Origin of the sequence: Oxynema aestuarii AP17, from assembly GCF_012295525.1 — a bacterium.
Classification (GTDB): domain Bacteria; phylum Cyanobacteriota; class Cyanobacteriia; order Cyanobacteriales; family Laspinemataceae; genus Oxynema; species Oxynema aestuarii.
The window spans coordinates 328,096-352,485 of sequence record NZ_CP051167.1 but is presented as its reverse complement, the minus strand read 5'-3'; the positions used below and the strand labels follow the sequence as shown (position 1 = coordinate 352,485).

The window sequence follows — 24,390 nt, the reverse complement described above, 5'->3', positions numbered from 1 at the left end:
TTAAGGTCTGTACAGCCACAACGGATGTCCACTGTGAGACAGCTCAAATTCTAACCAATTTAGACCTGCCGATACCCGAGGGGCGACCTGGGTTTGTCCGACGATCCGGGCGAGTAAAGGTTTGCGTTCTTCCAGGGTAAAACAACTGGTTTTCTCCGGATCGAGTCCGACTAATTCCGCCGCCCACCGTCGTGCTTCTTCTTCGGTCCCGACGCGATCGACGACCCCGAGTTCCAAGGCTTGCTCCCCGGTGAAAATCCGCCCGTCGGCAAAGGATTTGACGGTTTCGATTTCGAGATTGCGGGCTTCGGCGACGGTCCGCACGAACTGGTTGTAACTCGTATCGATTAACTCTTGCAAAATCGATTTTTCCGGCTCGGTCAGTTCGCGATCGAATGACAAGATATCTTTATACGGACCGGATTTAATCGTTTTAAACGAAACGCCGATTTTATCGAGCAGGCGTTCTAAATTATTGCCGCGCAAGATGACGCCGATGCTGCCCGTAATCGTACCGGGATTGGCCACGATATGGTGGGCGCCCATACCGATATACACGCCCCCCGATGCCGAAACATTGCCAAAGCTGGCCACAATTTTGATCTTTTTACCCAACTCCTTGAGGGCGTTGTAAATTTCTTGGGAGTCGCCGACGGTTCCTCCCGGACTGTCAATCCGTAACAACAAGGCGGGGAATTTTCGTTCTTCGACGGTTTTGAGCGCTTCGAGAACTTTTTTGCGCGTGGTTCCGGCAATCAATCCGGTGACTTCAATGCGGGCAATTTTTTTACGGAATTTTCTAAAGGGCCAAATCATGGGCAATTAAGCAAATCAATGATGGATGGATCGAGCGAGTCACCTGTTTCCAGAGGAAAAATTGGGCTGGCGAGTGCGCTGGGTTGAAGCGATCGCGCCTCGACGAGGGATTGACATCGACGAGATCGCGCTCAATTCTAGTTTGCCCTATTGCGAGGGAGGCGTTGCACTTTCCCCAGGGCGATCGCTTAACATAAATACATAATTTAGCTTAATCGGCGGGAAGCCCCGCACTCTACGCGAAGCGTGAGTATCGGGATGAAAGCCGAGGCGATGGAGTGGAACGGAGTCGCCATACTCTTTCGCGATTTTCTAGGGAACATTGCTGTTTCTCCTAAGTTATAATACCTACATGCTTGTATTGACCTACTCATACCGGATTTACCCAGATCTCGAACAAGAACTCCAGATGCTGAATTGGCTGGAGACTTGCCGCCAGGTCTACAACTATGCGGTCGGAGAGCGCAAGGACTGGATCGGCAGTCGGAAGTGCTCGGTCAATGCTTGCACTCTCCAGAAGGAGTACATCATCCCAGCTAACGCCCCATATCCCGATTACTACCACCAGAAAAAGGCATTAACTGAAGCCAAGAAAACGAACCCCGAACTCAAGGCAGTTCATTCTCAGGTGCTTCAGGATGTCATGGGGAGGGTTGATGCTGCTTTCGTCGCATTCCACCAAAAGCGAACTGGGTTTCCTCGGTTCAAGAAATTTGGTCGGATGCGGTCATTTCTGTTTCCGCAGATGAAGGGCGAGGCGATTGATGGCAACAGTATTAAGCTGCCAAAGATCGGCCAGGTGCCTATCAACTTGCATCGCCCCATCCCAGAGGGCTTCGATCTGAAAGCTGTTCGGGTCGTGCGGAAGCATTCAGGCTGGTACGTCATGCTGATTCTAAAAGCTGACGTTGATGTACCCGACATCCCGCCAGAAGGCCATGCCCTGGGGCTGGATGTGGGTCTGGAGTATTTCCTATCCACCTCTGATGGCGAGCAGGTTTCTCGTCCTCGTTTCTTCAATAAGCTGCACCGCAAGCTGAAATCGCTGCAACGTAGGCTAAAAGGGAAGCAGAAGGGGTCGAAAAACTGGCTCAAGCTCATCGAGCGGATCGGTCGAGTTCACGAAAATATTGCGAATTACCGTCTGGACTGGCAGTTTAAGCTGGCTCATCATCTCTGCGATCGAGCCGGGATAATATTTGTTGAAGACTTGGACTTCAGGACACTCGCTAAGGGCTTCCTCGGCAAACACATGGTTGATGCTGGCTTGGGTCAGTTCGTCAACATTGTGCTGCCGTGGGTGTGCTGGAAGCGTGGTGTCTACTACGGCCAGGTCAACCCTAGAGGCACCAGCCAGGAATGCCCTGAGTGTGGGGCTCAAGTCCGCAAGGAACTAAAAGACCGCATTCACCATTGCGGTGAATGCGGTTCCATCAAGCCCAGAGATGTTGCCAGCGCTCAAGTTATTCGCAATCGTGGCCTCTCAGTCGTGGGTCTCACGGCTGATGAAATCGCCTGTGGACGGGTTCGGTCGGAGGCATTGCCTAGACAAGACCGAACGAAGCAGGTAGTCGCTGGAGCGATCCGGTGAAGCCCGCGCTGTACCGTTGGCGAAGCCTGCGCGAAGCGCATAGGTCAGCGTCGGGAGAACGTCACTAGAATTGGGCAAATTTCTCAGGGCCGTGCTGGGACGGCGCGCGCCTGTTGGCTTGATTGCCGAGTGTTCGATCGAACTTGATAACGTCTATGCAAAACCGAACGATTCTTACCCAAACCCCCCTGCGTTGGCTGCTCTTGCTCAGTCCCTTCTTCCTGTGGGGAACGGCAATGGTCGCCATGAAAAGTACTATCCCCGAAACCACGCCCCTGTTTTTGGCGGGTACTCGCTTGATTCCGGCGGGGATTCTCGTCTTGCTCGTCGCCGCCTGGCAAGGTCGCCAACAACCGCAAACCCTGAAAGCTTGGTTGTGGATCGGCTTGTTTGCGGCGATCGACGGCACCCTGTTTCAAGGGTTTCTCGCCGAAGGGTTAGTCCGCACGGGGGCCGGGTTGGGTTCGGTGATGATCGACTCCCAACCGATCGCCGTCGCCTTATTGTCGGCGTGGCTGTTCGGCGAAACCATCGGCTGGTTGGGGGCGATCGGTCTCGGTCTCGGCGTCGTCGGAATTGCCGCGATTGGCTTGCCCGACGAGTGGATTTTGGGCTTCGCCCGCAGTCTGGGGAACGGAGAAATTCCCCTGACGATCGCCGATGTGAACCATTTCGAGTGGGGGCGATCGCTGCTGTTGCAATTATTCAATAACGGTGAGTGGTTGATGCTGCTGGCCGCCCTGTCAATGGCCGCAGGCACGGTCAGCGTCCGTTTCGTCTGCAAACACGTCGATCCGATCGTGGCGACCGGATGGCACATGATCCTCGGTGGATTACCCTTATGGGTGCTCTCGGGAGTCAGCGAATCGCAACAGTGGGTTAATATTGACCTGTACGGTTGGTTGTCACTGGGCTATGCCACCGTGTTCGGGAGCGCGATCGCCTACGGTGTATTCTTTTACTTCGCCTCTCAAGGAAATCTCACCAGTTTGAGTGCGCTGACTTTCCTAACCCCCGTTTTTGCTCTTTTCTTTGGCAATCTTTTACTTTCAGAAACCCTTTCAGGGTTACAGTGGGCGGGAGTGCTGCTCACTCTAGTTAGCATCTACATCATCAACCAGCGCGAAGTGTTGATGTCCAAGCTGGCTCAGAAACAGGGCTTCGCCAAAGGCGATCGCGAACCGATCGCCCGCACTCACAAGCACCCCTCCAAACCTGTGGAACTCCCGGTTCAGATTGGCCTCTCTCAATCCGAGACCGAAATGACTTCCTAAATCTTTCGCCACTCCACGGGAGGCGATCGCCTCGACCCTCAAAACATTGTGTCCTGGCGCGATCGGGTTTATAACGGGTAGGAATGGGCTAGCTGGTCGTCACTCTTTCATCAGAGAAGGCTGGTTGCATCTCCTCACCCTCCATCCGTTTATGACGTTAAAGCGCCACCTCTTCTTACTCGCCAGTTTCACCTGTCTTGGGATCGTCGAAAGTTCCCTCGTGAGGACATCGTTCGCCACCCCTTCCACAGAGGGTCGAGGGATGGGATCCGTTGTCACCCCAGGAGAAATTGCCCCCCTCACTCCGGAAAATTCCGCCTTGAGTGCGGATGGCACCACCGTGGGCGTCGGATCGTCTTCCGAACCCCTCTCGCCGACGCGAATCGCTCAGAACGACTCCGAGTCGGAGCGCCCCAAACCCAAAAAAAGCCGCTCTAAAAAAGAACTCCTCTGGTGGGCCGTCCTCGGATTCGGAACCCTGCTCGCGGCGGGAGCCTTTGTCGGCGCCTTCTACTGGCTGACCCGCCCCTTAGAAGAAGACGACCCCTTGGAAACCGAAGCCTTCGACGACGAACTCGCCCACAAAGATCTCGACCTCGGAGAGTCGGAGGAGATCCCGGACGAGAAAGCCCCACCGAGCGATCGCGAAGCCTCCGACCAGGACGATCGCCCCCTCAATTTACCCCAGGCTCCGCAGATTTTTTCCAAACCGCCGCCCCCTTCTCCCCCTCCTCCCATCGATGGCGGACTCAATGGCTACAACGATGTTGCCGGATCGGACCTCTCCCCCATGACTTCGGGGACGTCCCAGCCCCCCGCACCAATGCCGACGCCTCCCGCCACTCCGGTGAGGGTCGAGCCAACCCACTCCCGGCCCAACATCGATCGAGTCGAAGCACTGATCGCCGAATTGCAACGCTGCGATCCCCAAAAACGCTCCAAAATCATTTGGGAGTTGACCCAGTGTGGCGATTCGCGGGCGATCGAACCGTTGGTCAATTTGATGGTAGAGTGTGATTCTCAGCAGCGCAGCGCGATCGTCGCCGCGATCGCCAAAATTGGCACCCGCGTTCTCCAACCGATGAATCGCGGCTTGAGCGTAGCCCTCAAAGATCGCAATCCCGACGTTCGCAAAAACGCCATCCGCGACATCACCTTGTTTTACGACTTAGTCTTGCAAATTAGTCAGTTCCTACAGCACGCCGTTGACGATACCGATGAAGAGGTCCGTCAGGCAGCCACCTGGGCCGTCAGTCAATTGACCCGCTTTCAAGGGCGCGCCGATCTCGAAAGCCGCTCCGCATTGCCCAGTTGGAGCCATCCTCCCGAAGCTCCCGAAGATATTCCCTAAGTCGAGTTGACTCGCTCTCGATTCCGTTCGATCCCTCATGCCCTCGGTCAATCCCCCCCATTCTTTAAAATTGCTCTTCGTTTCAACTCCCGTCGGTCCGCTCGGTTCCGGACTCGGCGGCGGCGTCGAGCTGACTTTACGCAATATCGCCACCGAATTGCAACGGCGCGGACATCACTTAACCATCCTCGCCCCGGAAGGATCCGACCTCGGCGACTTGCCGATCGCCCAAATTCCGGGAGAACTACAGCCTACCGCCCAAACTCAGGGACGCCAGACCCCCGTCACTTTATCGGCTCATTCCGTCCTCGCCAATCTCTGGGAAGTGGCGCGATCGCGACAAAGTGAGTTCGATCTGATTTGTAACTTTGCATACGACTGGTTGCCCTTCTATTTGACCCCGTTCTTTCAGCGCCCGATCGCCCATCTGGTCAGCATGGGATCCCTCAGCGACGTCATGGATGAAATTATTGAAAGAGTCGCGATCGCTTTCCCCGGCAGTATTGGGGTTCATTCGCGAGCGCAAGCGGCAACCTTTAGCTTTGGCGATCGCTGTCGCTGTCTGTTCAACGGGTTTGACTTTGGTGCTTACGAGTTTTGCGAAACTCCGGACCATACCCTCGCCTGGGTCGGTCGGATTTCTCCCGAAAAGGGTTTGGAAGATGCCGTCGCCGCCTCACAAAAGAGCGGAATCCCCTTAAAAATTTTCGGATACTTGCAAGATAAAGATTATTGGCACGAGATCCGCGAGACCTACCCCGATGCGGCGATCGCCTATTGCGGCTTTCTCGAAACGAAACAATTGCAACGGGAATTAGGACGCAGCCGCGCCCTCTTGGTCACTCCCCGTTGGGTCGAAGCCTTCGGTAATGTGGTGGTCGAAGCCCTCGCCTGCGGCGTTCCGGCGATCGCCTACCGTCGCGGCGGTCCGGCAGAAATTGTCAGCGATGGCGAAACGGGGTGGTTAGTCGAACCCGATTCCGTCGAAGGTTTGGTCGAGGCGATTAGCCAGCTCGATCGCCTCGACCGCCGCACCTGCCGCGATCGCGCTGAAGGCCAATTTTCCGTCAGTGCGATGGGCGATCGCATGGAAAAATGGTTTTACGATTTGCTTGGGGCTTGAAGGCGTCGGAAATTGAGAATCGTGTCTATGTGAACTCTAAACGCTAAAATTCCACAATATGCCCTTATTTCCCCCGCCCTTACAACCGGGAGACTTACTCAGAGTTATCGCCCCGAGTGGTTGTCTCAAAGAACCGGAAATCCTGGAAAAAGGACTAGAAATTTGGCGATCGCGCGGGTTTCGCGTCGAATTATGCCCCGGGTACGATGCACGCTGGGGGTATCTCGCCGGGGACGATCGCGATCGCCGCGAGCAACTGGCACGGGCGTGGGCCGATCCGGACTGTCGCGGGATTCTCTGCGCCCGAGGGGGGTACGGTGGGGCGCGCTTGCTCGAACGGTGGCAGTGGGAACCGATCGCATCGCCGAAATGGTTAATCGGGTTTTCCGATATCACGGCTTTGTTGTGGAGTTTGTGGGGTCAGGGGATCGGCGGGGTTCACGGTCCGGTACTGACGACCCTGCCCCAGGAACCGGACTGGTCGATCGCGCGCTTGTTCGATGTCGTCGGCGGACGGGCGATCGCGCCCCTTCAGGGACGGGGGTGGGGAGGCGGAAGCGCTTGCGGGGTCTTAGTTCCCGCCAATTTAACCGTGGCCACTCACCTGTTGGGAACCGCCGCCGAAGCGCCCTTAGACGGGGCGATCGTCGCCCTCGAAGATGTGGGCGAAGCGCCCTACCGCCTCGATCGCCTCTTGACCCAATGGCGGATGCAAGGGATCTTCGATCGCGTCGCCGGGATTGCCCTGGGACGGTTCAGCCAGTGCGACGAATTGGCCAAATTGCCGAGTTTTACCGTGGCCGAAGTCCTGCGCGATCGCCTGTCCGATTTAGGGATTCCCGTAGTTTCCGACTTGCCCTTCGGTCACGACGGCCCCAATGCGGCCCTTCCCGTCGGCGTCCCGGTAGAGTTAGACGGCGATCGCGGCGTGTTGGCCTTTGGACACGGGCGATCGGGTTAAAAAACATTACAAAATCTGCTAAATTAGCCAACTCGTGGTAAGCCTTAGTTCGGCTTCCAACTCGGCGAAACAAGGCATCAAATCACAATCGCTCAGTGGTAAGCTGAACAATGGCATTTAAGAACGTTTAAGGTGAACATTAGATGGCTGAATCAAGCCAGATTCCCTATCTATTAAGGGCAGCACGTGGTGAAAAATTAGACCGTCCCCCTGTATGGATGATGCGGCAGGCCGGACGTTATATGAAAGCTTATCGGGAATTGCGGCAGAAATATCCCTCATTTCGCGAGCGCTCCGAAAATCCGGACTTGGCGATCGAGATTTCCCTGCAACCCTTTCGCGCCTTTCAACCCGACGGCGTGATCCTATTTTCCGATATTTTGACTCCCCTGCCGGGAATGGGCATTCCCTTCGATATCGTCGAAAGCAAAGGCCCGATCATCGATCCGCCGATTCGCAGCGCCGAACAAGTCGAGAACGTCCATCCCCTCGATCCCGAAGCCTCCTTGCCCTTCATCCGCACGATTTTACAAACCTTGCGTCAAGAAGTCGGCAATCGAGCAGCAGTATTGGGATTTGTCGGGGCGCCGTGGACCCTGGCGGCTTACGCGATCGAAGGTAAATCCTCTAAAGATTACAAAATTATCAAAGGGATGGCCTTCTCCAACCCCGAGATGTTACATAGCCTTTTAGGCAAAATTGCCGACTCGATCGCCACTTACGTGCGCTATCAAATCGATTGCGGCGCCCAAGTCGTACAGATGTTCGACTCCTGGGCGGGTCAACTCAGTCCCCAAGACTACGACACCTTCGCCCTGCCCTATCAAAAACGGGTCATCGAACAGGTCAAAGCCACTCACCCCGATACGCCGTTAATCCTCTACATTAGTGGCAGTGCGGGCATCCTGGAACGCATGGGTCAATCCGGCGTCGATATCGTCAGCGTCGATTGGACCGTGGATATGGCCGACGCCCGCAAGCGTCTCGGTCCCGAGATCGGCGTCCAAGGTAACATCGATCCGTGCGTCTTGTTTGGATCCCAGGAGTTCATCCGCGATCGCATCCTCGATACGATTCGCAAAGCAGGCAATCAAGGCCATATCTTGAATCTGGGTCACGGCATTCTTCCCGGTACCCCCGAAGAAAACGCCGCCTTTTTCTTTGAAACCGCCAAACAAGCCGACAAACTCCTTGCCGTTCGTGCCTGAAAACCCCCAATTTAGGGTGTATGGGGTAGTTAACTCCAAAGCAACCGAAATTTTCAGTCAAAGGCGAATGGCGAATTTGGAGGTCAATTGACGTAATTCGCTGTTCGCCACGAACTTTACGGCCAAAACTTTCGGTGACAAATCAGCCGTCAGCCTCTAAAATCTAAACGTTAAACGGCGCCTTCATTTACTTTCCTCTCTAACTTCACACACCTTTATTTAGCCCTAGACCTCCTGTGTTTTCCTCATACTATAAACCCAAGCGGATTTTAGTCACTGGTGCTAGTGGCTGCATCGGTCACTACGTAGTCGAAACGCTCATTCAAGAAACCGACTACGAACTCTTTTTGCTCGTGCGCGATCCCGAAAAATTGCGTGTCGATCTCGAAGCGCGTTCCGGTATCGAAATCATTAAAGCCGATATGCGCGACATCGATCGTTATAAGGATCTACTCGCGACTATTGACATTGCTATTTTAGCCGCTACGGCGTGGGGAGGAAGTCAGGAAGTTTTCGATGTCAACGTTCTCAAAACCCTCCGTTTAATCGAACTGCTCGATCCGGAGGTTTGCGAACAAGTGATTTATTTCTCGACGGCGAGTATTCTCGATCGCAATAACGAATTGTTAAGAGAAGCCGGACAACTCGGCACCGATTACATCCGCTCTAAATTCGACTGCATTCGCCGTTTCAGTCGTTTGCCCCTCGCCTCTCGAATTACGACTCTTTATCCCACGTTGGTCTTTGGTGGGGACGAACAAAAACCCCTGTCTCATTTAACTGCAGGAGTGCCACAAGTCCTCAAATGGATTAATTTAATTCGCTTTTTTAAAGCCGAGGGCAGTTTTCACTTCATTCACGCCCGCGATATCGCTAAAATCGTCCTGCATTTAGTGGAAAATCCCCCCGAACCGTCCCGTCCGTTCGTATTGGGAAATGCCGCGATGACCGTAGACCAAGCGGTTGAAGAAATTTGTGCGGCAGTGAATAAAAGTATTGTTTTTCGCATTCCCCTGACGCCCCTTTTGGCGGATATTTTTATTACCTTATTCCGCATTCAAATGTCGTCTTGGGATGAATATTGCCTCAAGCAACGCCACTTTACCTATACCGACCCGGTGACCCCGGCGACGTTTGGGATGACGACGGAATATCCGACGTTGAGGGATACGCTGAAAGCGTCGGGGTATTTTAAAGTAGAGTCGCCTTATTCGATGTCGGCAAATAGTTTTGAGGATCCAACTTCAGAAAGTTCTCAGAACGAACCGGGAACGGGAGAAGCGGAACGGGATTTTTGAGAACAGTTTTCCAGGAATCGCGAGTCAGTTGGTCTGCCATTAGAACCCTAAACTATTAGAACCCTAAACAATCGATATACAGCATTTCTCAATCTGGCGAAGTATAAATTCATCACTGAGATCGCACTTAGTAAATTTTGGCTTCCTTGGCGGCTACAGCCGATCGATCCTACGACTCCTTGGTTGACCTCATCGCCCAGGCTATGTCTTGGCAGGCTTTGACTTGGGCAATGCCGGGGATTTCGATAGAGGGAATGGAATCGCACCTCCCCTCATCGAAAACGATCGCGATCCGTTGATTTTCGGATCTCGAAGGCTCGATAAGGTTTCTTCAATGATAGGATGTGGAAGATTATCGGTTCTAAGGAAGAGCAGCCCTTAGAGGAAACGGGGAAAGAGCAGTGCGAATCTGCCACTGTCCCGCAGCTGTAATGAAAAAGAGTGGAAGGTTGAAAAGCTCAGTTTTGGCATCTAAGGAATCCGCCCTGAGAGTTTTTGCCGAATACCAAACCCTCTCTTTTTCTCAGTCAGAATGCCCACCGATATGGAGTTTATCGTTTTCAACATCTGCGAGGTACGGATGATCAGCAATTTAGAATTTAAGCGATCGCCATTGAGTCGTGCTTGGAGTATCCCTACAAAACTCCGAGACGAGTAGAGAAGTTTGGCATCAGACGGGTCGGTTAAAAACATTAGCGTTGAGCTTGGATGAGTCCCCTCATCTTGGCAACTTCGCGCATTAGCAGAAATTGCTGTTTTGACGACCGTCTCGATCGATCGCGCATCGAGACTAAAAATTCAACATCGCCGATCGAGGTCGAACAGACCTTCGCCAGTTTCAAGCTACCTAAACCCATTCACATCTACCATTTCAGGCATTTCAGGAATCATCAATGAAGCTAAACCCTCGCATCTTACAGTTAGTCGCGATGGCGGCTTTGAGCCTTTACCTAGTTGTGGGAGTCGCTCCACCCGCCCAAGCCATGCACATCATGGAAGGATTTTTACCCGTTGGCTGGGCTGTGTTTTGGTGGATTGTCTCTCTACCATTTTTCATTTTGGGATTGCGATCGCTGGCTCGCATTGCTCGCGAAAATCCCGAACTCAAACTGTTACTGGCTCTAGCCGGAGCCTTTAGCTTCGTCCTCTCCGCCTTGAAAATCCCCTCAGTGACGGGGAGCTGTTCCCACCCCACGGGGACGGGATTGGGAGCCGTTCTGTTCGGGCCGTCGGTGATGACGGTTCTCGGTAGTCTCGTCCTGATTTTCCAGGCAGTATTGTTAGCTCACGGCGGTTTGACGACATTAGGCGCGAACGTCTTTTCGATGGCGATCGTCGGCCCTTGGGTAGCTTACGGCGTCTATCGCCTCTTTGCCAACAGCGATAAGCAAAAACTGGCCGTGTTCCTCGCTGCGGCTCTGGGAGGTCTGGTGACTTACATCGTCACCTCAATTCAACTGGCTTTGGCTTTCCCCGCCGCCAGTGGGGGTTTCGTCGCCGCCTTCGTGAAGTTCGCGGGGATTTTTGCCCTTACCCAAATTCCCCTCGCCATCAGCGAAGGTCTCCTGACGGTGTTGGTTTGGAATTGGCTGCAATCCTACGCCACCGATGAATTGCAGACGTTGAAGGTTTTGAAAACAGGAGCTTAGGAGATGGAAACGCAATATAGACAAAAACCCCAAAAACAAGGAAACTGGCTTATCGTGTTTGCGGTAATTGCCCTGGCGGTACTTCCCCTGATTTTCGTGAAAGGCGAATACGGTGGGGCTGACGGCGAAGCGGAAGAAGCGATTGGCGAAATTCAGCCGGACTACGAACCCTGGTTTGAAGCGGTGTTCGAGCCGCCGAGTGGTGAAATCGAAAGTTTGCTGTTTGTTTCTCAAGCTGCCATCGGTGCGGGGGTTATCGGCTACGCGATCGGGTTTTATCGAGGACGAACGGAGCGCAAACCATCTGGCAAAGAATGATAAATCTCCGAACGCTCTGGGAAACGATTTCCTGGCGGCAATTACGGCGGACGCGGCTGGAGGCTGATGCACCATCAGATTGATTCTCTCGTCTATACCAACCGACTTCGACACTTGCCGCCCGAGCATAAGTTGAGTTTTGCCGCCGTTCTCTTTATTCTCGGTTATGGGTCTGCACCTTGGGTTCAGGGGGCGATCGCCCTTTGGCTGGCGGTGTGGATTGTCGGCTACGCAAAGATTCCGGCGAAGATTTACGCTCGACTGTTACTGTTGCCCCTCAGCTTTTGGCTGACGAGCGTTCCGGCGTTGTTGCTGGGGGTGACGGCGGCGAGTCGTTGGAGTGCGGTGCAACCGGATGTGATGCAAGGGGTTGTTATCGGCCCGGTTTATCTCTATCTCAGCGTGCAAGGATGGCAACAGGCGAGTGAGGTGTTCGCTCGCGCCTTGACGCTGACGTCCTGTTTGTATTTCATTTTGTTGACGGTGCCGTTTGTGGAGATTTTGTGGGTGTTGCGTCAACTGCGCTGTCCGAGCTTGATGGTGGAATTGTTGGCACTGATGTATCGTTTTATTTTTATGCTGGCGGAAACAGCCACGGACTTGGTGACGGCTCAGCGATCGCGCGGGGGATATCTCTCCTGGCGGGTTCGTCTGCGCAGTCTGGGACTTGTGGTGAGCCAACTTGTGGTGCGCACGTTGGACAGTTATCGCCAAATCTCTCTCGGGTTGCAGTCGCGGAACTTTACGGGAGAGTTGCAGGTTTGGCACGCTCGCCGCCACAAACCCAGTTGGCGTTACAGTACGGAAGCGGTGGTGGGGTGTCTGTTGTTGGCGATCGCCACGGGAATCTATTATGCCGATTGAGTTCGATCGCGTCACTTACACCTATCCTTGCGCGCAGAAACCCGCCGTACAGGAACTCTCGTTACGCATTCCTCCCGGTCGTCGCTGCGGTCTCATCGGTCGCAATGGCTGCGGTAAAAGTACGCTGTTGCGCTTGGCAGACGGTCTGTTTCGTCCCGATCGCGGTAAGTTGTACTGGCAGGGAAAACCCCTAGATTACAGCCGTAAGTCCCTGCGGACGCTGCGCCAGCAGGTGGGTTTGGTGTTCCAAGACCCGGAACATCAGCTCGTGGCGACGACGGTGGAAGAGGATATTTCCTACGGTCTGTGTAATCTGGGATTACCTGAATCGGAGATTGCCGATCGCGTGCAGCGCACTTTAGAGGATTTCGATTTGTTGGAGTTGGCGAATACGCCGATTAACCATCTGAGTTTGGGACAGAAAAAGCGGGTGGCGATCGCCGATGTAATGGTTTTGCAACCCCAACTTCTCCTGATGGACGAACCCACGGCTTATCTCGATCCGGCGCAAACTCGCACGCTGTTTAGCCAACTCGAACGCATTCACGCTGCTGGAACGACGGCTTTAATCGCCACTCACGACCTCGATTTTATCTATGCTTGGGCGGATTGGCTGATGGTGATGGACTGCGGACGCATCGTTCTCGAAGGACCGGCGGAACAGGTGTTCGATCGACACGAAGAACTGAGCGCCCTAGGGCTTGGCTTACCGTTGGCTGTGGATTTACTAATAATATTGGAAGACAACAATGTTTCCGTGAAAACGGTACGTTCTCAGATCCTGAAGCGCTTGAGATGTGGAGGGTATCGATCCTTCAACGAAGAGAATTCTCTGAGATCCGTCTAGAGTGGTTATTTTTCGAGTTGCTATATCTGGCAATATTGTGAAACAAAAACACAGCTTGGTGACTTTGCTCGTGCCATTCCCTTTTTGTCGTACATTCGATCGTTAAGGTGAACAGATACGAGGGATAAGCTGTTTATCTTTTAAAATGCATAGTTACGAGGTGGGCAGGATGCTCGCATGACCAAAAACGATTGTATGCTGTAGGGGTTGGGTTACCAAAGCCTTACAGGATTTTTTGATATTTTCTCGATCGACTGTCTCATAGGAACTTCGCTGGTTTGACTGATGCAGTTTAAATGTCTAACCGCTTATCCCTACAGAAGTTCGTCGCCAATTCGGTAAAATCTAAAATCTAAAATCTAAAATCTAAAATCCCTAAATCCCTATCTGCAGGGGGAAGCGATCGCCTCCTGGCTACGGATATGCTGGGTCTGTTGCGTTGGAAAAGGCGATGGAACGAGTGACAGTAACTCGCGCTTGGGAACTAAAACAAGGGTTAATTGATTTTATTTTAGAGGCAGAAGGAGAAACGGCGATCGCCCTGGAGAAATTCGCCGCACGACAGGGGCGCCGGGATAGTGCGGATCGTAAATATCGCTATTTACTAATCGATTCGTTTGCAATTGAAGGGAAAGTCGGTGAAAAAAGTCCTCTGAATTTATTTTTAGAAACCGAGGACAGTTTGGGTCATTTGTCTACAGGCGATCGCCAGCTTTTGCAAGCATGGAATCGTAGTTTTACCGGACTGTTTGAAGTGCTGCAAATTTTGCCCGATGGGTTTGAGGTTAAAAACTGGCTGACGGCGAAACAATATCGAATTGAACCCAATCCCGAGAGCGATCGCGCGCAATGCGATCGCCTCCAACCGGGAGATATTATCGCCGCGCGGATCGCACCATTAGGGGAGGATCGCTGGATGTTATTCGGTCCGTTTATTCCGAAAGGTAAACTCGGTAAACCCAAACTTGCCGTCGCTATTGGCGATTTTAAAGAACACTATCCCCATCAGTTATATGCGGACGCACCGGAATTGTTACAAGAAGCGTGGGATTCCGTCGCTCAATATCATCGAGAATTTGTAGAATATTTCGGGGGCGATCGCGTCACCTTACCCGGCTATCAACTCGATCGCAAAATTGCCCAATTAACCGAATTAGTGATGCACAAAAAACTCGCTAAATCGGGAGTGGACGGTACAAAATCTATCGAACAATTGGCAGCAGATTCGGGAGTCGATCGCCAATCTCTTATCGAAGAAACCGCAAAAGAATCCGGCACGAGTTCGCAAGAAATTTCGCAATTATTAGAAACACAAACCGAAAATAAAACAATTTTACCGAAAGTTGAATTACCCGGATCTCTCAAAACAGCCGAAGCGGTAACCGCTTTATCCGATCCTCGCTGGGGTCACCATTTCTTAGCCGATTATTCTAAATTTGAACATCTTTTAGAAGTTCCTCAAGAAGATAGTGAATTGGCCGCTAAATTAGTCCGCCGTTATTTAGAAACTCCCGAAATTACCGTCGAAATTTGGCACCGTTTGGCGCGGGACTACCCGAAAGCGTTGGAAAAGTTGCTCGCCACGGTATTAGAACGACCCAATTTTTCATTAGAAGCGGATTTAGACGGGTTAATGCAAGAATTTGACAAGCCCTTAGCGCCAGAATTACCGGGAACGGCGAGCATCCCGTTACATTTGCACCAGTTATTTGAAAGCGCCCTCGCCGAGGTTCGGACAACCAAATCGAAACGGAAATCTAAAGGCAAGAAAAAAACAGTGAAAGGGTTTGGTTAAAACACGAGAATTTAGTTGGGAGTGTGGGAAATGTACAGGCGATAATCGCTGGCTTCTCCGGCGCGATCGCCGATGTAAATTTGATAGGTTCCTTGAGTCCACAAACCGGACATTTCCGGCCCTTGTTCGGTGTAACTGTCGGCTAATACGCAGAAGCGTCCGCCGGGTCCGTCAATTAGGAGGCTGAGATTGTTCGTTCCTTCGACTGAAATCCGCAAGTAAGGCAGATCGGCGCCGACTTCTAAAACGTGATTCGGGGTATCGCCGAGGTAGCCGCATTCGCTGTTCGTCGCACCGCCCGATCGCCCTTCTACGACCATCGGATCGGGGGAAAATTGGGGTTGAATTTGAATAGTTTCGGCGCGCGCTGTCGGGGCGATCGCGCCGACGAGAACGAGGGCGATCGCCGTGCCGATCCTTTGGTAAAGTTTGGGTTTCATCTTGCTATTGCCTCGATTTTTTTTAACTGTATTCTCTTACTTCTATTTTAAGACTTCTTTAATCGGGGTTCGTTCCGGGGCGATCGCCGTCCGACGAGTCATTACAGATCTTGACAGATCTTGCGATCGCGCGGGGCAATTTCCGGGCTGAATTGTAAATAATCGGCGACCAGTTGACAGGCGCGATCGAATTCGTCGAGGGCCATCACCCGCGATCGATCCCAGACAACGACGTTGCGATCGTCCCCTCCCGAAACCAACCAGCGACCGTCCGGACTGAACTGGACGATCCGCACGGGTTCTTGGTGGCGGGCGAGGCTTTTGAGTTCTACCCCTTGGCGGTTCCAGAGTTTGACCGTGCGGTCCCAACTGGCAGTAGCGACCAACTCCCCATCGGGACTGAAGACGACTTTATCGACAATACCCTCGTGACGGTCGAGGGAAATCGGTTCGCCACCGTCCAAGGGCCACAGTTTCGCCGTTCCGTCCGCACTCGCCGACGCCACCCAGCGACCGTCCGGGCTGAAGGCGACCCCCCAAATGCCTCCCCGATGCCCGGAAAACTGGTGTAAGAGGGTGCCGTTGACGTGCCAGATGCGGATGAAGTAATCTTCACTCCCGGTGACGAGGCGTTGTCCGTCGGGACTGAAGGCGATCGCCGTCGCCGATTCGGGATAGTTGTCAAAGGTCTGTACTAAGGTTCCATCGAGTTTCCAGAGTTTGACGGTGTTGTCATTACCTGCAGACGCTAAACGTTGTCCGTCGGGGCTGAACGCAACTTGATTCACCGCTATATCATGGGCGTGAAAGGATCGCAGCAGGTTGCCGTCGCGATCCCATAATTTAATCTGTTCGTCCCAACTCCCCGAGGCGAGGGTGCGCCCGTCGGGACTGAACGCCAAGCCGACAATCCCACTCTCATGGGCGTGGATGCTGCGTAACAGGGTACCGTCGAGTCGCCAGAGATGGATAAATCCGTCCCAACTACTCGATGCGAACTGTTGACTGTCTGGGGTAAAGGCGATCGCGCGCACTTCGCTTTGGTGGGCGCGGAAAACTTGCAAAAAATCGCTGTCAAGCTTCCACAACTTGACTGCGCCCTCAAAACTTGCAGAAGCGAGGGTTTGTCCGTCCGGACTGAAGGACAAGCCGCTAATTGGAGCTTGATGTCCGAGAAAAGCTTGTAAGAAGCGACCGTCGAGAGACCAGAGTTTGACGGTTTTATCCCAACTTCCGGAAGCGATGGTTTGTCCGTCGGGACTGACGGCGATCGCGTAAATGCTTCCTTCATGTTCGCCGAGGGTAAGGCGATCGCCCTCGTCGATCCCCAAGCGTTCCACCCGGCGATCGGCCCCTCCGGCGATCGCATATTGGCCGTCTGGAGTAAACGTAACGGCAGTGACTGGGGCATCAAAGCCTTCAAAGGTTTTGAGCAGTTTCCCCGACCGATTCCAGAGTTTGACCGTGCGATCGTTACTCGCCGAGGCGATCCTCTGTCCGTCTTGACTGAAGGCAATTTGCCGGACGGGGCCGCGATGACCGGAGAGAACGTGCTGTAAAGTTCCGTCGGTTTTCCATAATTTGACCAGTCCGTCGCCACTGGCGGTGGCGATCGTTTGGGCGTCAGGACTGTAGAGAATTTGCGAAATTTCGAGATCGTGGGCGGGAAAACGAGTGAAAACTCGACCCTCGGCATTTAACAATTCAACTTCGCCGATGCTGGTGGCGGTGGCTAAGGTTTGACCGTCGGGACTGAAGGCGAGCGATCGCAATTCGTAACCGGGTTGGTCGATCTCTTGCAACAGTTGGCCTCGGTTATCCCAAATTCGGATCGTATTGTCCTGACTGATCGTGGCAATTTGTCGTCCGTCGCGACTGAAGGCGATATCCCACACCCGGGTTTCGTTTTGGCTGAGGCGATTGTACTCCGTGGCGCCATAAAAACTTTGGTTTAAGGCGGCGCTGACTTGGGTTTGTAAGGGGGCGGCGATCGCCCCTAACTGCCGAACCGCCTGCCGTGCTTTCATCGCCTGGATGAGGGCATCCAAGCGGCGATCGGAGGCAAATAAGCCCTGGGAAGACGAGGTGAGGGCGTCGATTTCACGCAAACGGGCTTGGCGATATTGCCAGTACGCCGTCGCGCCGAATCCCAAGGAGAGGACTAAGGCGGCGACGGCGGTGGCGAGTAGCGATCGCTGCAACTGCGCCGTTCGCCGTTCTTGGGCGAGTCGGGCTTCGACTTCGACCAGTTTTTCCGCTTCTAACGCCTGTTGGACGGCCCGGCGATCGCATTGTTGGCTGGCGGCTAAAAATTGATAGTCGAGATTGCTCAAACTTTTACCCATGGCCCAGTGTTGGGCGTCGAGGAGGGCTTGACCCCGCAACAAGCGCGATTCGTCGGCTTTCCCCGAACGCACCCAGGCGTTGAAGGTTTGGGAGTAGGGGCGCAGTTGATTTAACTGTTGCGCGACCCAATCGAGATCGAAAACATGGCGGTAGATTGGGTTTTTCACCCGCAACTGACCGGAGTCTTTGACCGCTAAGCCACTGAGTAACAGTTCCATTTGTTCGCGGCTGTCGTCAACGGGAACGGGGGTATTTTGTAACAGGGTTTGGTACAGCCCCAGCAGTCGTCCCGCCCGGTTTTCGTCCGCCAAACAGCGATCGCGGATCGTGCGTAAGTGCTCCGGTTCGTCTTGGGACTCCCAGTTTTCGACGATCGCCTGACGTACTAAATCGTCAATGAAGCGATCGAGGTCTTGTGGGAATAACAGGGAGACTTTGGACAATTCGACGGTCGTTAACTGACATAGTTTTTGTGTCAGAAAGGGCTGTCCCCCGGTCCAGAACAAGATTTGTTTGAGAAGTTCGATGGCTTTGTCGTCGCTGACGCCAAATCCTCGGGCCAGGGGGGCAGCTTCTTCTAAGCTAAAGCCGTCGAGGGCGATCGCCTCGCCAATATTAAAGGGGGTCCGTTGGCGATCGCGAATCAAGTCCGAAGGGGTCGCCACGCCGAAAATGGCAAAGTTGAGGCGTTGGTATTCCGGGGCGATCGCCCGTTGGTTGCAGCAAAAGCGAATCCAGGCAAAAAAATCATCGACGGGAAAATCTAAGGATAAAATACTGTCAATTTCGTCGATAAAAATGAATAACCGATCTTCCGGGAATTGTTCTAATAAAAGTTCGACAAAATAACTCAAACGCTGCAATAGGGAAATGTCTTCGGCTTCGCGCCACCAGCTTTTTAAATTAAACTTACCTAACAGCCGAAATCCCTTCCACAATTCGGTGACAATGCCTTTGTACCACTGCAAGGGCGTGATATTTTCACCGCCGATGCGGGTCATATCGACGGTGGTGCATTTAAACCCCCGCGCTTCTAAGCGATGGCGGGTTTTGACTAACAGCGACGATTTCCCCATCTGTCGCGCGTTGAGAATATAACAAAAATCCCCTCGCTTCAAGCGATTGTAAAGATGGCGATCGGCTTCTCTTTCGATGTAAGTCGGTGCATCATTCGCCAGTGAACCGCCAACTTGATACGATAGCTGTTCGATGTTAACCATTCGCTTCAATGAGGGGGAAATACTTCTTTAATATATAATTAATGTATCTTGTTTTTTATATTTGTCGTTCGTAGATTATTGATTGTCTCTCGCCGCCGATCGCCGACCGAGGGGCGATCGGGGTTTACGGAATGGCCGTGCAATGCCATACTCAAAATAATCTAAACTTGTCAAACCCTTTGAAATCAAGGAATTAAGTTCATGTCAGCATGGCCGAGTTTGGTGACGATCGCCAGTTTAATTCTCTACCTGAGTGTGATTATTAATGTGGGTAGAGCGCGAGTTAAATATAAGATTCCCGCCCCTCAAACCTCTGGAGATCCGGATTTCGAGCGGGTTTTTCGGGTCCAACAAAATACTTTAGAACAGCTCGTTTTATTTCTCCCTGCATTATGGTTATTTTGTGAATTTATTAATCCCATTTGGGGCAGTGGTTTGGGATCTTTGTGGATTGTCGGCAGGATCGTTTATGCCTGGGGCTATTACAAGGCACCGGAAAAGCGATCGATCGGGTTTGCGATCGGTTCTCTCACCAGTTTGATCTTGATTCTCGGCGCCTTAATTGGGGTCGTGATTCGACTGCTGGCCACGGGGGCGATCGAATAAATAAAAATTAAATTAAAAGGGGCGATCGCACCCTTTCTTATAAAATTTTACCCTAATTGTTTGAATTGATAAAGATTAAATCGATCTCGATCGGTGGCGATCGCCGTCAATTTGGTTTTCCCATCATTCCAGTTTGGGAAAGGTTCGATGGTTATATGCCCTGTTTTTATGTACGGTTTTTATGCCCTGTTTTTGCCCGATTTGCGATCGCGAATACGACCCCGAAACTGTTCGGCGATGTCTCGGGTGTGGTTGGGATTTAACGCCGCTTCCAGGAAGCCCGCGCAGTCCCCTTTATCGCGCCTTTCTCGACAAGCAACAACAGCAGATTCATTGGGCGATCAAACTCTGGGTTCGCGATCGCGTTGGGCGAGAATATCGGCAAGAATATGGCGATCGCGCTTCGCAAACCGACCCAATCGAGGCGATCGCCCGTTTGGAAGCGAAAATCGATCGCCTCGATCGCGTCTTAGAAGAAGCTCGTCGAGAAAGATCGCAAATCAAACAACAATTGCAACAACTTTTAGCGACGTTCGATCGCAGTTCTTTTGACGAAATTAAAGCCCAATTAAGCCAGATTTCTCAATATTTTACTCCCAAGATTGAAGCGGACGAGCCAGAGAATCCTTATCCGAGTTCCGAGGTCGGAATCGATTATACAGAACTGTTAAACTTACTGGCGGCGGGAGAGTGGCAACAGGCGGATGAAATGACCCGATCGCTGATGCTAACGGCGGGCGATCGTCAGGGGAAAGGCTATTTGAATTGTGAAGATCTCGAATATTTCCCCAGCATGGATCTCGGGACTCTGGATTGGGCTTGGCAAGCGTACAGTCACGGGCGCTTTGGGTTGCGGGTTCAGCGAACAGTTTGGCAAGAAGTCGGCGGCGACTATACGGTATTTTGCGATCGCGTCGGTTGGCGCGATCGCGATAATTGGTTGTACTACGATGAGGTCGATTTCTCATTAGAAGCCCCTCCCGGACATTTGCCGATTTTCGCTTGGCAACAGCGCGCCTGTTATGGTAAGGGAGAAGTAACGGCGGCGGAACTTTTAGAAGCGGCGATCGCCCGTTTTAACGATTGAAAAGTCCTTACAATAGAAACAACGCCCTCAAAATTAATTAAATTTAGGACAATTTCATGCTCACTGCTACTCCAGTTCGGGAAATTATTGAAAGACAACGGCAATTTTTTGCGACGGGTCGGACGAAATCGGTTGACTTTCGCATCGAACAACTCAAAAAGCTCAAACAAGCCATTCTCGACCACGAAGCAGAGATTATCGCGGCGGTTCAAGCGGATTTGAGAAAACCGCATTTAGAAGCGTATTTAACCGAAATTGGCAGCGTTAGCAAAATCGATTACGCCCTCAAACAGATTAAATCGTGGGTCAAACCGCAAAAAGTGGCGACGGGAATCGAACAATTTCCCGCTTCGGCGCGGGTTTATTCCGAACCGTTGGGGGTGGTTTTAATAATCAGTCCCTGGAATTATCCGTTTAATTTGGCGATCGAACCCTTAATTGGGGCGATCGCGGCGGGAAATTGCGCGATCGTCAAGCCTTCCGAGGTTTCGGCGAATACGTCCCGTGTGATTGCCAAATTGTTTGGCGCCGTCTTCGATCCGGGCTATATCAGCGTGGTGGAGGGAGATGCGGAGGTCTCTCAGGGGTTACTCGCAGAGAAATTCGACCATATCTTTTTTACCGGAGGAACGGCGATCGGCCAACGGGTGATGGAGGCGGCGGCGAAACAGTTGACTCCGGTCACGTTGGAACTCGGCGGGAAAAGTCCGTGTATTGTCGATCCTCAGATTAATTTGGAAACGGCGGCGACCCGGGTAACCTGGGGTAAGTTTCTCAATGCGGGACAGACTTGCATCGCGCCGGATTACTTACTCGTCGATCGCCGGATCCAGGCGGATTTCGTCGCGGAAATTCAGAAAAAGTTACATCAATTTTTCGGGCCTAGCCCCCAAGAGAGTCCCGATTTTGGACGGATTGTCAGTGACAAGCATTTTCAAAGGCTTGCAAGTTTACTGCAAGATGCTCAAATCGTGACGGGGGGCGAACTCGACCCGGGCGATCGCTACATCGCGCCGACTCTGGTGGAGAACGTCGCCTTAGACGCGCCACTTATGCAAGAGGAGATTTTCGGGCCGATTTTACCGATTATTCCTTACGATCGCTTCGACGAGGCGATCGCGATCGTCAACCAACGTCCGAAACCCCTCGCGTTGTACCTGTTCTCGAACGATAAGGAAAAACAGGCGCGGATTGTCCGAGAAACTTCGTCTGGAGGGGTCTGTCTCAACGACACGATTATGCATGTGGGGGTCGCGGAACTCCCGTTCGGCGGCGTCGGTCCGAGTGGTATCGGCGCCTATCACGGAAAAGCCAGTTTCGATACCTTTTCCCACCGCAAAAGCGTTTTGAAAAAGTCTTTCTGGCTGGATCTCGACCTGCGTTATCCCCCTTATGCCGGGAAGTTGAAACTGGTTAAAAAGTTTTTGGGCCAGTAGGATGTTGTAAGATTTTGCAGGATTTTGTGAAAACCTTGCAGTAGGGGTGAAGAATGGGCGAAACATGGGCGTGCATATTTTTCACCTACTTTTCGCCTATTTTTCGCCCCTACATCTTTTTCCCAACCCGTCGAAGTTAGAACAACGCATTGCTGTAGCGTTCTTCGGCCCAGGGTTCGCCCCGTTTGTGGTAGCCGTTGCGTTCCCAAAATCCCGATTCTTCCTTATCGAGAAATTCGAGTCCGTTAATCCATTTGGCGCTTTTCCAGGCGTAGAGATGGGGAACCACCAGACGCATCGGTCCGCCGTGTTCCGCCGGGAGGGGTTCGCCAAACAGGGTATGGGCGAAAAAGTTTTGTTCGCGGGCAAAATCTTCCAGGGGGAGGTTGGTGGTGTAACCGCCGTAGCAATGTTCCATGACGTGAACCGCTTTGGGGTCGATTTCGACTTGTTGGAGAAAGTCGGTGACTTTAACCCCGGTCCACTTGACATCGAGTTTGGACCAGCGCGTTACGCAGTGGAAATCGGCGGTAAACTCGTGTTGTGGCATCGCCATAAAGTCTTCCCAGGTAAAGGTTTTCGGCGTTGCCAACCCCCAGACTTTAAATTCCCACTCGTCGGCGGACAGTTGCGGGGTATCGCCGTAAGTCAAAACTGGAAAGCCATTGGTCAAATGCTGACCCGGCGGGACGCGATCGCCCAATTCCGGACCGGGTTTTTTAAAAAATTTGCCCAACATGGTTCTCGAACAATTGCATCAGTATTAGGAGCAGTATACCGCTCTCTAAAACTTACTCAAACTTAATCATTTGATGTTTAGTTCCTAGCTTGGATCTTCCAAGACCTTTACATCACTAGGCTTACACGGCTGAGCTCTCCGCGTTTTCTACATTAATTGCCGCATTTAAGTCACGATCTATGGAGACGTGACAGTTCGGACAATCATACTGTCTTCGGTCCAGGGGCATTTTTTGTCGGTGTCCGCAGTTGGAACAGATCTGCGAACTGGGATACCACGGGTCAATCAGCGTTAGTTTGCTCCCATACCACTCGCATTTATACTCAAGCTGACGACGGAACTCATCAAACCCACCATCCGCAATCGCACCAGCCAGCTTGTGATTTTTGAGCATTCCTGACACATTTAAGTCTTCAATTTTTACTTCGCCGTGGTTCTTGGCTAAGTAAGTTGTTAACTTGTGTAAATGGTCGGCTCTAATATCCGCGATGCGTCGGTGGGCTTTAGCTAACTTGAGTTTAGTTTTTTCTCGATTTTTACCTCCTGTTTGACGGCGGCTTAGTTCTTTCTGGAGTTTGGCCAGTTTTTTCTTGGCCTGACGATAAGCTTTCGGATTGGGATAGATTTTACCATCGCTCAGGGTGGCCTTTTAATTCCTACATCTACCCCAATCCGCTCTCTATCCCCCCTTCGCCCCCCTTTCAAAGGGGGGCGAAGGGGGGATGGTTCAAAATCAATCTTGAAGGCAATATACCAGTCTCCTGCTCGTTTACTTATAATGACGTTTTAGGATGGACTGGTGGTAACTGTTCGTGGCTTCTTACCCAACCGATCCGAGGTCGCTTCACCCAATCACCGGAAATTTTAATGCTTCCTTCCAGGTAAAAACTCTCTTTGACATTCTTTTTCTTAAACTTGGGGAAACCTGTTCCTTTGACTTGCCAAACTCGCTTAAACGCTTGATTGAGGTGACGCAACGCTTCTTGAGGGCTACATTTGGAAACCTCATAGTACCAAGGATTCTGACTTTTTACCTCGGCGACTAATCTTTTGTGTAAGTCTATGGCGGTTGGCAGTTTGCCTCCGGCTTCTGATATTTCCTTACAAGTAGCCAGTCCCCAATTCCAAGCGTGTCGAGCTACTCCTGCATGTTTCGCCATCAGCGTTCGTTGTCGGTTATTTAAGTCTAGCTTGGTCTTAAAGCTTTTCACTCACTTTTTAACTCCTCAACCCTCTTTGGGTTCGGCTCACTTCGGCTACCATAAAGACTAGCAGAAAACAATGGAGATGGTGAATCCACGATTTTTGCGGCTTCGGCCATTCTAAACTTACTCAAACCCTTATGATATGCATAAAAGTGAGTAAGTTTAGGAGACTTTAGGTAGGAATTTAAACCCTGTTTTTAACCCCGGACCGAACCG

At 52.2% G+C, this 24,390-nt stretch carries 19 protein-coding genes, 1 pseudogene and 1 riboswitch; of the genes and pseudogenes, 15 read left to right on the top strand and 5 right to left on the bottom strand.

Annotation, left to right across the window (positions count from 1 at the left end):
- Entirely contained in the window at positions 1–816 is an 816-nt protein-coding gene (gene sppA, locus HCG48_RS01490; RefSeq protein ID WP_168567575.1) for a signal peptide peptidase SppA, read from the bottom strand.
- 352 nt (positions 817–1,168) lie between these two features.
- Between sppA and HCG48_RS01485 the strand changes: the two genes are divergently transcribed.
- From HCG48_RS01485 to HCG48_RS01430, 12 genes are all read left to right on the top strand, one after another.
- Positions 1,169–2,407 carry an RNA-guided endonuclease InsQ/TnpB family protein gene (locus tag HCG48_RS01485; protein WP_168567574.1) on the top strand — a complete coding sequence of 413 codons (1,239 nt, stop codon included), beginning with the start codon at positions 1,169–1,171 and terminating at the stop codon, positions 2,405–2,407.
- Positions 2,408–2,562: 155 nt separating this feature from the next.
- Positions 2,563–3,681: a DMT family transporter gene (locus HCG48_RS01480; protein WP_168567573.1), complete on the top strand. Its 1,119-nt coding sequence runs from the start codon at positions 2,563–2,565 to the stop codon at positions 3,679–3,681.
- 151 nt (positions 3,682–3,832) lie between these two features.
- The gene (locus tag HCG48_RS01475; RefSeq protein ID WP_168567572.1) at positions 3,833–5,032 is read left to right on the top strand and encodes a HEAT repeat domain-containing protein; all 1,200 of its coding nucleotides are present in this window, start codon (positions 3,833–3,835) and stop codon (positions 5,030–5,032) included.
- 37 nt (positions 5,033–5,069) lie between these two features.
- The gene (locus HCG48_RS01470; protein ID WP_168567571.1) at positions 5,070–6,155 is read left to right on the top strand and encodes a glycosyltransferase family 4 protein; all 1,086 of its coding nucleotides are present in this window, start codon (positions 5,070–5,072) and stop codon (positions 6,153–6,155) included.
- 58 nt (positions 6,156–6,213) lie between these two features.
- Entirely contained in the window at positions 6,214–7,116 is a 903-nt protein-coding gene (locus HCG48_RS01465; RefSeq protein ID WP_168567570.1) for a S66 peptidase family protein, read from the top strand.
- A gap of 143 nt (positions 7,117–7,259) precedes the next feature.
- The gene (gene hemE, locus HCG48_RS01460; RefSeq protein WP_168567569.1) at positions 7,260–8,324 is read left to right on the top strand and encodes a uroporphyrinogen decarboxylase; all 1,065 of its coding nucleotides are present in this window, start codon (positions 7,260–7,262) and stop codon (positions 8,322–8,324) included.
- Between the two features lie 236 nt (positions 8,325–8,560).
- On the top strand, positions 8,561–9,622 hold the full coding sequence (locus tag HCG48_RS01455) for an NAD-dependent epimerase/dehydratase family protein (RefSeq protein ID WP_168567568.1): 1,062 nt from the start codon (positions 8,561–8,563) through the stop codon (positions 9,620–9,622).
- 339 nt (positions 9,623–9,961) lie between these two features.
- Positions 9,962–10,180: riboswitch (cobalamin riboswitch) on the top strand.
- A 335-nt stretch (positions 10,181–10,515) separates the two neighbouring features.
- A complete protein-coding gene (locus HCG48_RS01450) occupies positions 10,516–11,271 on the top strand; it encodes an energy-coupling factor ABC transporter permease (RefSeq protein WP_168567567.1) in 756 nt (251 codons plus the stop codon).
- A gap of 3 nt (positions 11,272–11,274) precedes the next feature.
- Entirely contained in the window at positions 11,275–11,589 is a 315-nt protein-coding gene (locus HCG48_RS01445; protein WP_168567566.1) for an energy-coupling factor ABC transporter substrate-binding protein, read from the top strand.
- Between the two features lie 66 nt (positions 11,590–11,655).
- Entirely contained in the window at positions 11,656–12,453 is a 798-nt protein-coding gene (cbiQ, locus tag HCG48_RS01440; RefSeq protein WP_168567565.1) for a cobalt ECF transporter T component CbiQ, read from the top strand.
- Positions 12,443–13,300, top strand: a complete 858-nt coding sequence (locus HCG48_RS01435) for an energy-coupling factor ABC transporter ATP-binding protein (protein WP_168567564.1) — start codon at positions 12,443–12,445, stop codon at positions 13,298–13,300. The genes cbiQ and HCG48_RS01435 overlap by 11 nt, the downstream gene beginning before the upstream one ends.
- 451 nt (positions 13,301–13,751) lie before the next feature.
- Positions 13,752–15,095 (top strand): hypothetical protein, encoded by a 1,344-nt coding sequence (locus HCG48_RS01430; RefSeq protein WP_168567563.1) that lies wholly within the window; start codon positions 13,752–13,754, stop codon positions 15,093–15,095.
- An 11-nt stretch (positions 15,096–15,106) separates the two neighbouring features.
- Here HCG48_RS01430 and HCG48_RS01425 read toward each other — a convergent pair whose 3' ends face one another.
- Both HCG48_RS01425 and HCG48_RS01420 read right to left on the bottom strand, forming a co-directional pair.
- Positions 15,107–15,535 (bottom strand): hypothetical protein, encoded by a 429-nt coding sequence (locus HCG48_RS01425; protein ID WP_168567562.1) that lies wholly within the window; start codon positions 15,533–15,535, stop codon positions 15,107–15,109.
- 101 nt (positions 15,536–15,636) lie between these two features.
- Positions 15,637–19,101, bottom strand: coding sequence for an AAA-like domain-containing protein (locus tag HCG48_RS01420; RefSeq protein WP_168567561.1), 3,465 nt, complete (start codon positions 19,099–19,101; stop codon positions 15,637–15,639).
- 201 nt (positions 19,102–19,302) lie between these two features.
- Between HCG48_RS01420 and HCG48_RS01415 the strand changes: the two genes are divergently transcribed.
- The 3 genes from HCG48_RS01415 to HCG48_RS01405 all read left to right on the top strand — a co-directional run bounded on the left by HCG48_RS01415 (position 19,303) and on the right by HCG48_RS01405 (position 22,230).
- Complete coding sequence (locus tag HCG48_RS01415; RefSeq protein ID WP_168567560.1) at positions 19,303–19,707, top strand: MAPEG family protein; 405 nt, start codon at positions 19,303–19,305, stop codon at positions 19,705–19,707.
- 181 nt (positions 19,708–19,888) lie between these two features.
- On the top strand, positions 19,889–20,794 hold the full coding sequence (locus tag HCG48_RS01410; RefSeq protein WP_168567559.1) for a GUN4 domain-containing protein: 906 nt from the start codon (positions 19,889–19,891) through the stop codon (positions 20,792–20,794).
- A gap of 56 nt (positions 20,795–20,850) precedes the next feature.
- Positions 20,851–22,230: an aldehyde dehydrogenase gene (locus HCG48_RS01405; RefSeq protein ID WP_168567558.1), complete on the top strand. Its 1,380-nt coding sequence runs from the start codon at positions 20,851–20,853 to the stop codon at positions 22,228–22,230.
- Between the two features lie 136 nt (positions 22,231–22,366).
- On the opposite strand, the gene HCG48_RS01400 is transcribed toward HCG48_RS01405, so the two are convergent.
- Together HCG48_RS01400 and HCG48_RS26740 are read right to left on the bottom strand one after the other, a co-directional pair.
- Positions 22,367–22,969 (bottom strand): sulfite oxidase-like oxidoreductase, encoded by a 603-nt coding sequence (locus HCG48_RS01400; protein WP_168567557.1) that lies wholly within the window; start codon positions 22,967–22,969, stop codon positions 22,367–22,369.
- A gap of 121 nt (positions 22,970–23,090) precedes the next feature.
- Positions 23,091–24,129 (bottom strand): annotated as a pseudogene (locus tag HCG48_RS26740) (RNA-guided endonuclease InsQ/TnpB family protein).
- Positions 24,130–24,390: the final 261 nt, after the last annotated feature.

What these genes read in the sequence shown, in the direction of transcription:
- sppA (WP_168567575.1), bottom strand. Translation starts at nt 816, where the DNA reads ATGATTTGGCCCTTTAGAAAATTCCGTAAAAAAATTGCCCGCATTGAA.
- HCG48_RS01485 (WP_168567574.1), top strand. Translation starts at nt 1,169, where the DNA reads ATGCTTGTATTGACCTACTCATACCGGATTTACCCAGATCTCGAACAA.
- HCG48_RS01480 (WP_168567573.1), top strand. Translation starts at nt 2,563, where the DNA reads ATGCAAAACCGAACGATTCTTACCCAAACCCCCCTGCGTTGGCTGCTC.
- HCG48_RS01475 (WP_168567572.1), top strand. Translation starts at nt 3,833, where the DNA reads ATGACGTTAAAGCGCCACCTCTTCTTACTCGCCAGTTTCACCTGTCTT.
- HCG48_RS01470 (WP_168567571.1), top strand. Translation starts at nt 5,070, where the DNA reads ATGCCCTCGGTCAATCCCCCCCATTCTTTAAAATTGCTCTTCGTTTCA.
- HCG48_RS01465 (WP_168567570.1), top strand. Translation starts at nt 6,214, where the DNA reads ATGCCCTTATTTCCCCCGCCCTTACAACCGGGAGACTTACTCAGAGTT.
- hemE (WP_168567569.1), top strand. Translation starts at nt 7,260, where the DNA reads ATGGCTGAATCAAGCCAGATTCCCTATCTATTAAGGGCAGCACGTGGT.
- HCG48_RS01450 (WP_168567567.1), top strand. Translation starts at nt 10,516, where the DNA reads ATGAAGCTAAACCCTCGCATCTTACAGTTAGTCGCGATGGCGGCTTTG.
- HCG48_RS01445 (WP_168567566.1), top strand. Translation starts at nt 11,275, where the DNA reads ATGGAAACGCAATATAGACAAAAACCCCAAAAACAAGGAAACTGGCTT.
- cbiQ (WP_168567565.1), top strand. Translation starts at nt 11,656, where the DNA reads ATGCACCATCAGATTGATTCTCTCGTCTATACCAACCGACTTCGACAC.
- HCG48_RS01435 (WP_168567564.1), top strand. Translation starts at nt 12,443, where the DNA reads ATGCCGATTGAGTTCGATCGCGTCACTTACACCTATCCTTGCGCGCAG.
- HCG48_RS01430 (WP_168567563.1), top strand. Translation starts at nt 13,752, where the DNA reads ATGGAACGAGTGACAGTAACTCGCGCTTGGGAACTAAAACAAGGGTTA.
- HCG48_RS01425 (WP_168567562.1), bottom strand. Translation starts at nt 15,535, where the DNA reads ATGAAACCCAAACTTTACCAAAGGATCGGCACGGCGATCGCCCTCGTT.
- HCG48_RS01420 (WP_168567561.1), bottom strand. Translation starts at nt 19,101, where the DNA reads ATGGTTAACATCGAACAGCTATCGTATCAAGTTGGCGGTTCACTGGCG.
- HCG48_RS01415 (WP_168567560.1), top strand. Translation starts at nt 19,303, where the DNA reads ATGTCAGCATGGCCGAGTTTGGTGACGATCGCCAGTTTAATTCTCTAC.
- HCG48_RS01410 (WP_168567559.1), top strand. Translation starts at nt 19,889, where the DNA reads ATGCCCTGTTTTTGCCCGATTTGCGATCGCGAATACGACCCCGAAACT.
- HCG48_RS01405 (WP_168567558.1), top strand. Translation starts at nt 20,851, where the DNA reads ATGCTCACTGCTACTCCAGTTCGGGAAATTATTGAAAGACAACGGCAA.
- HCG48_RS01400 (WP_168567557.1), bottom strand. Translation starts at nt 22,969, where the DNA reads ATGTTGGGCAAATTTTTTAAAAAACCCGGTCCGGAATTGGGCGATCGC.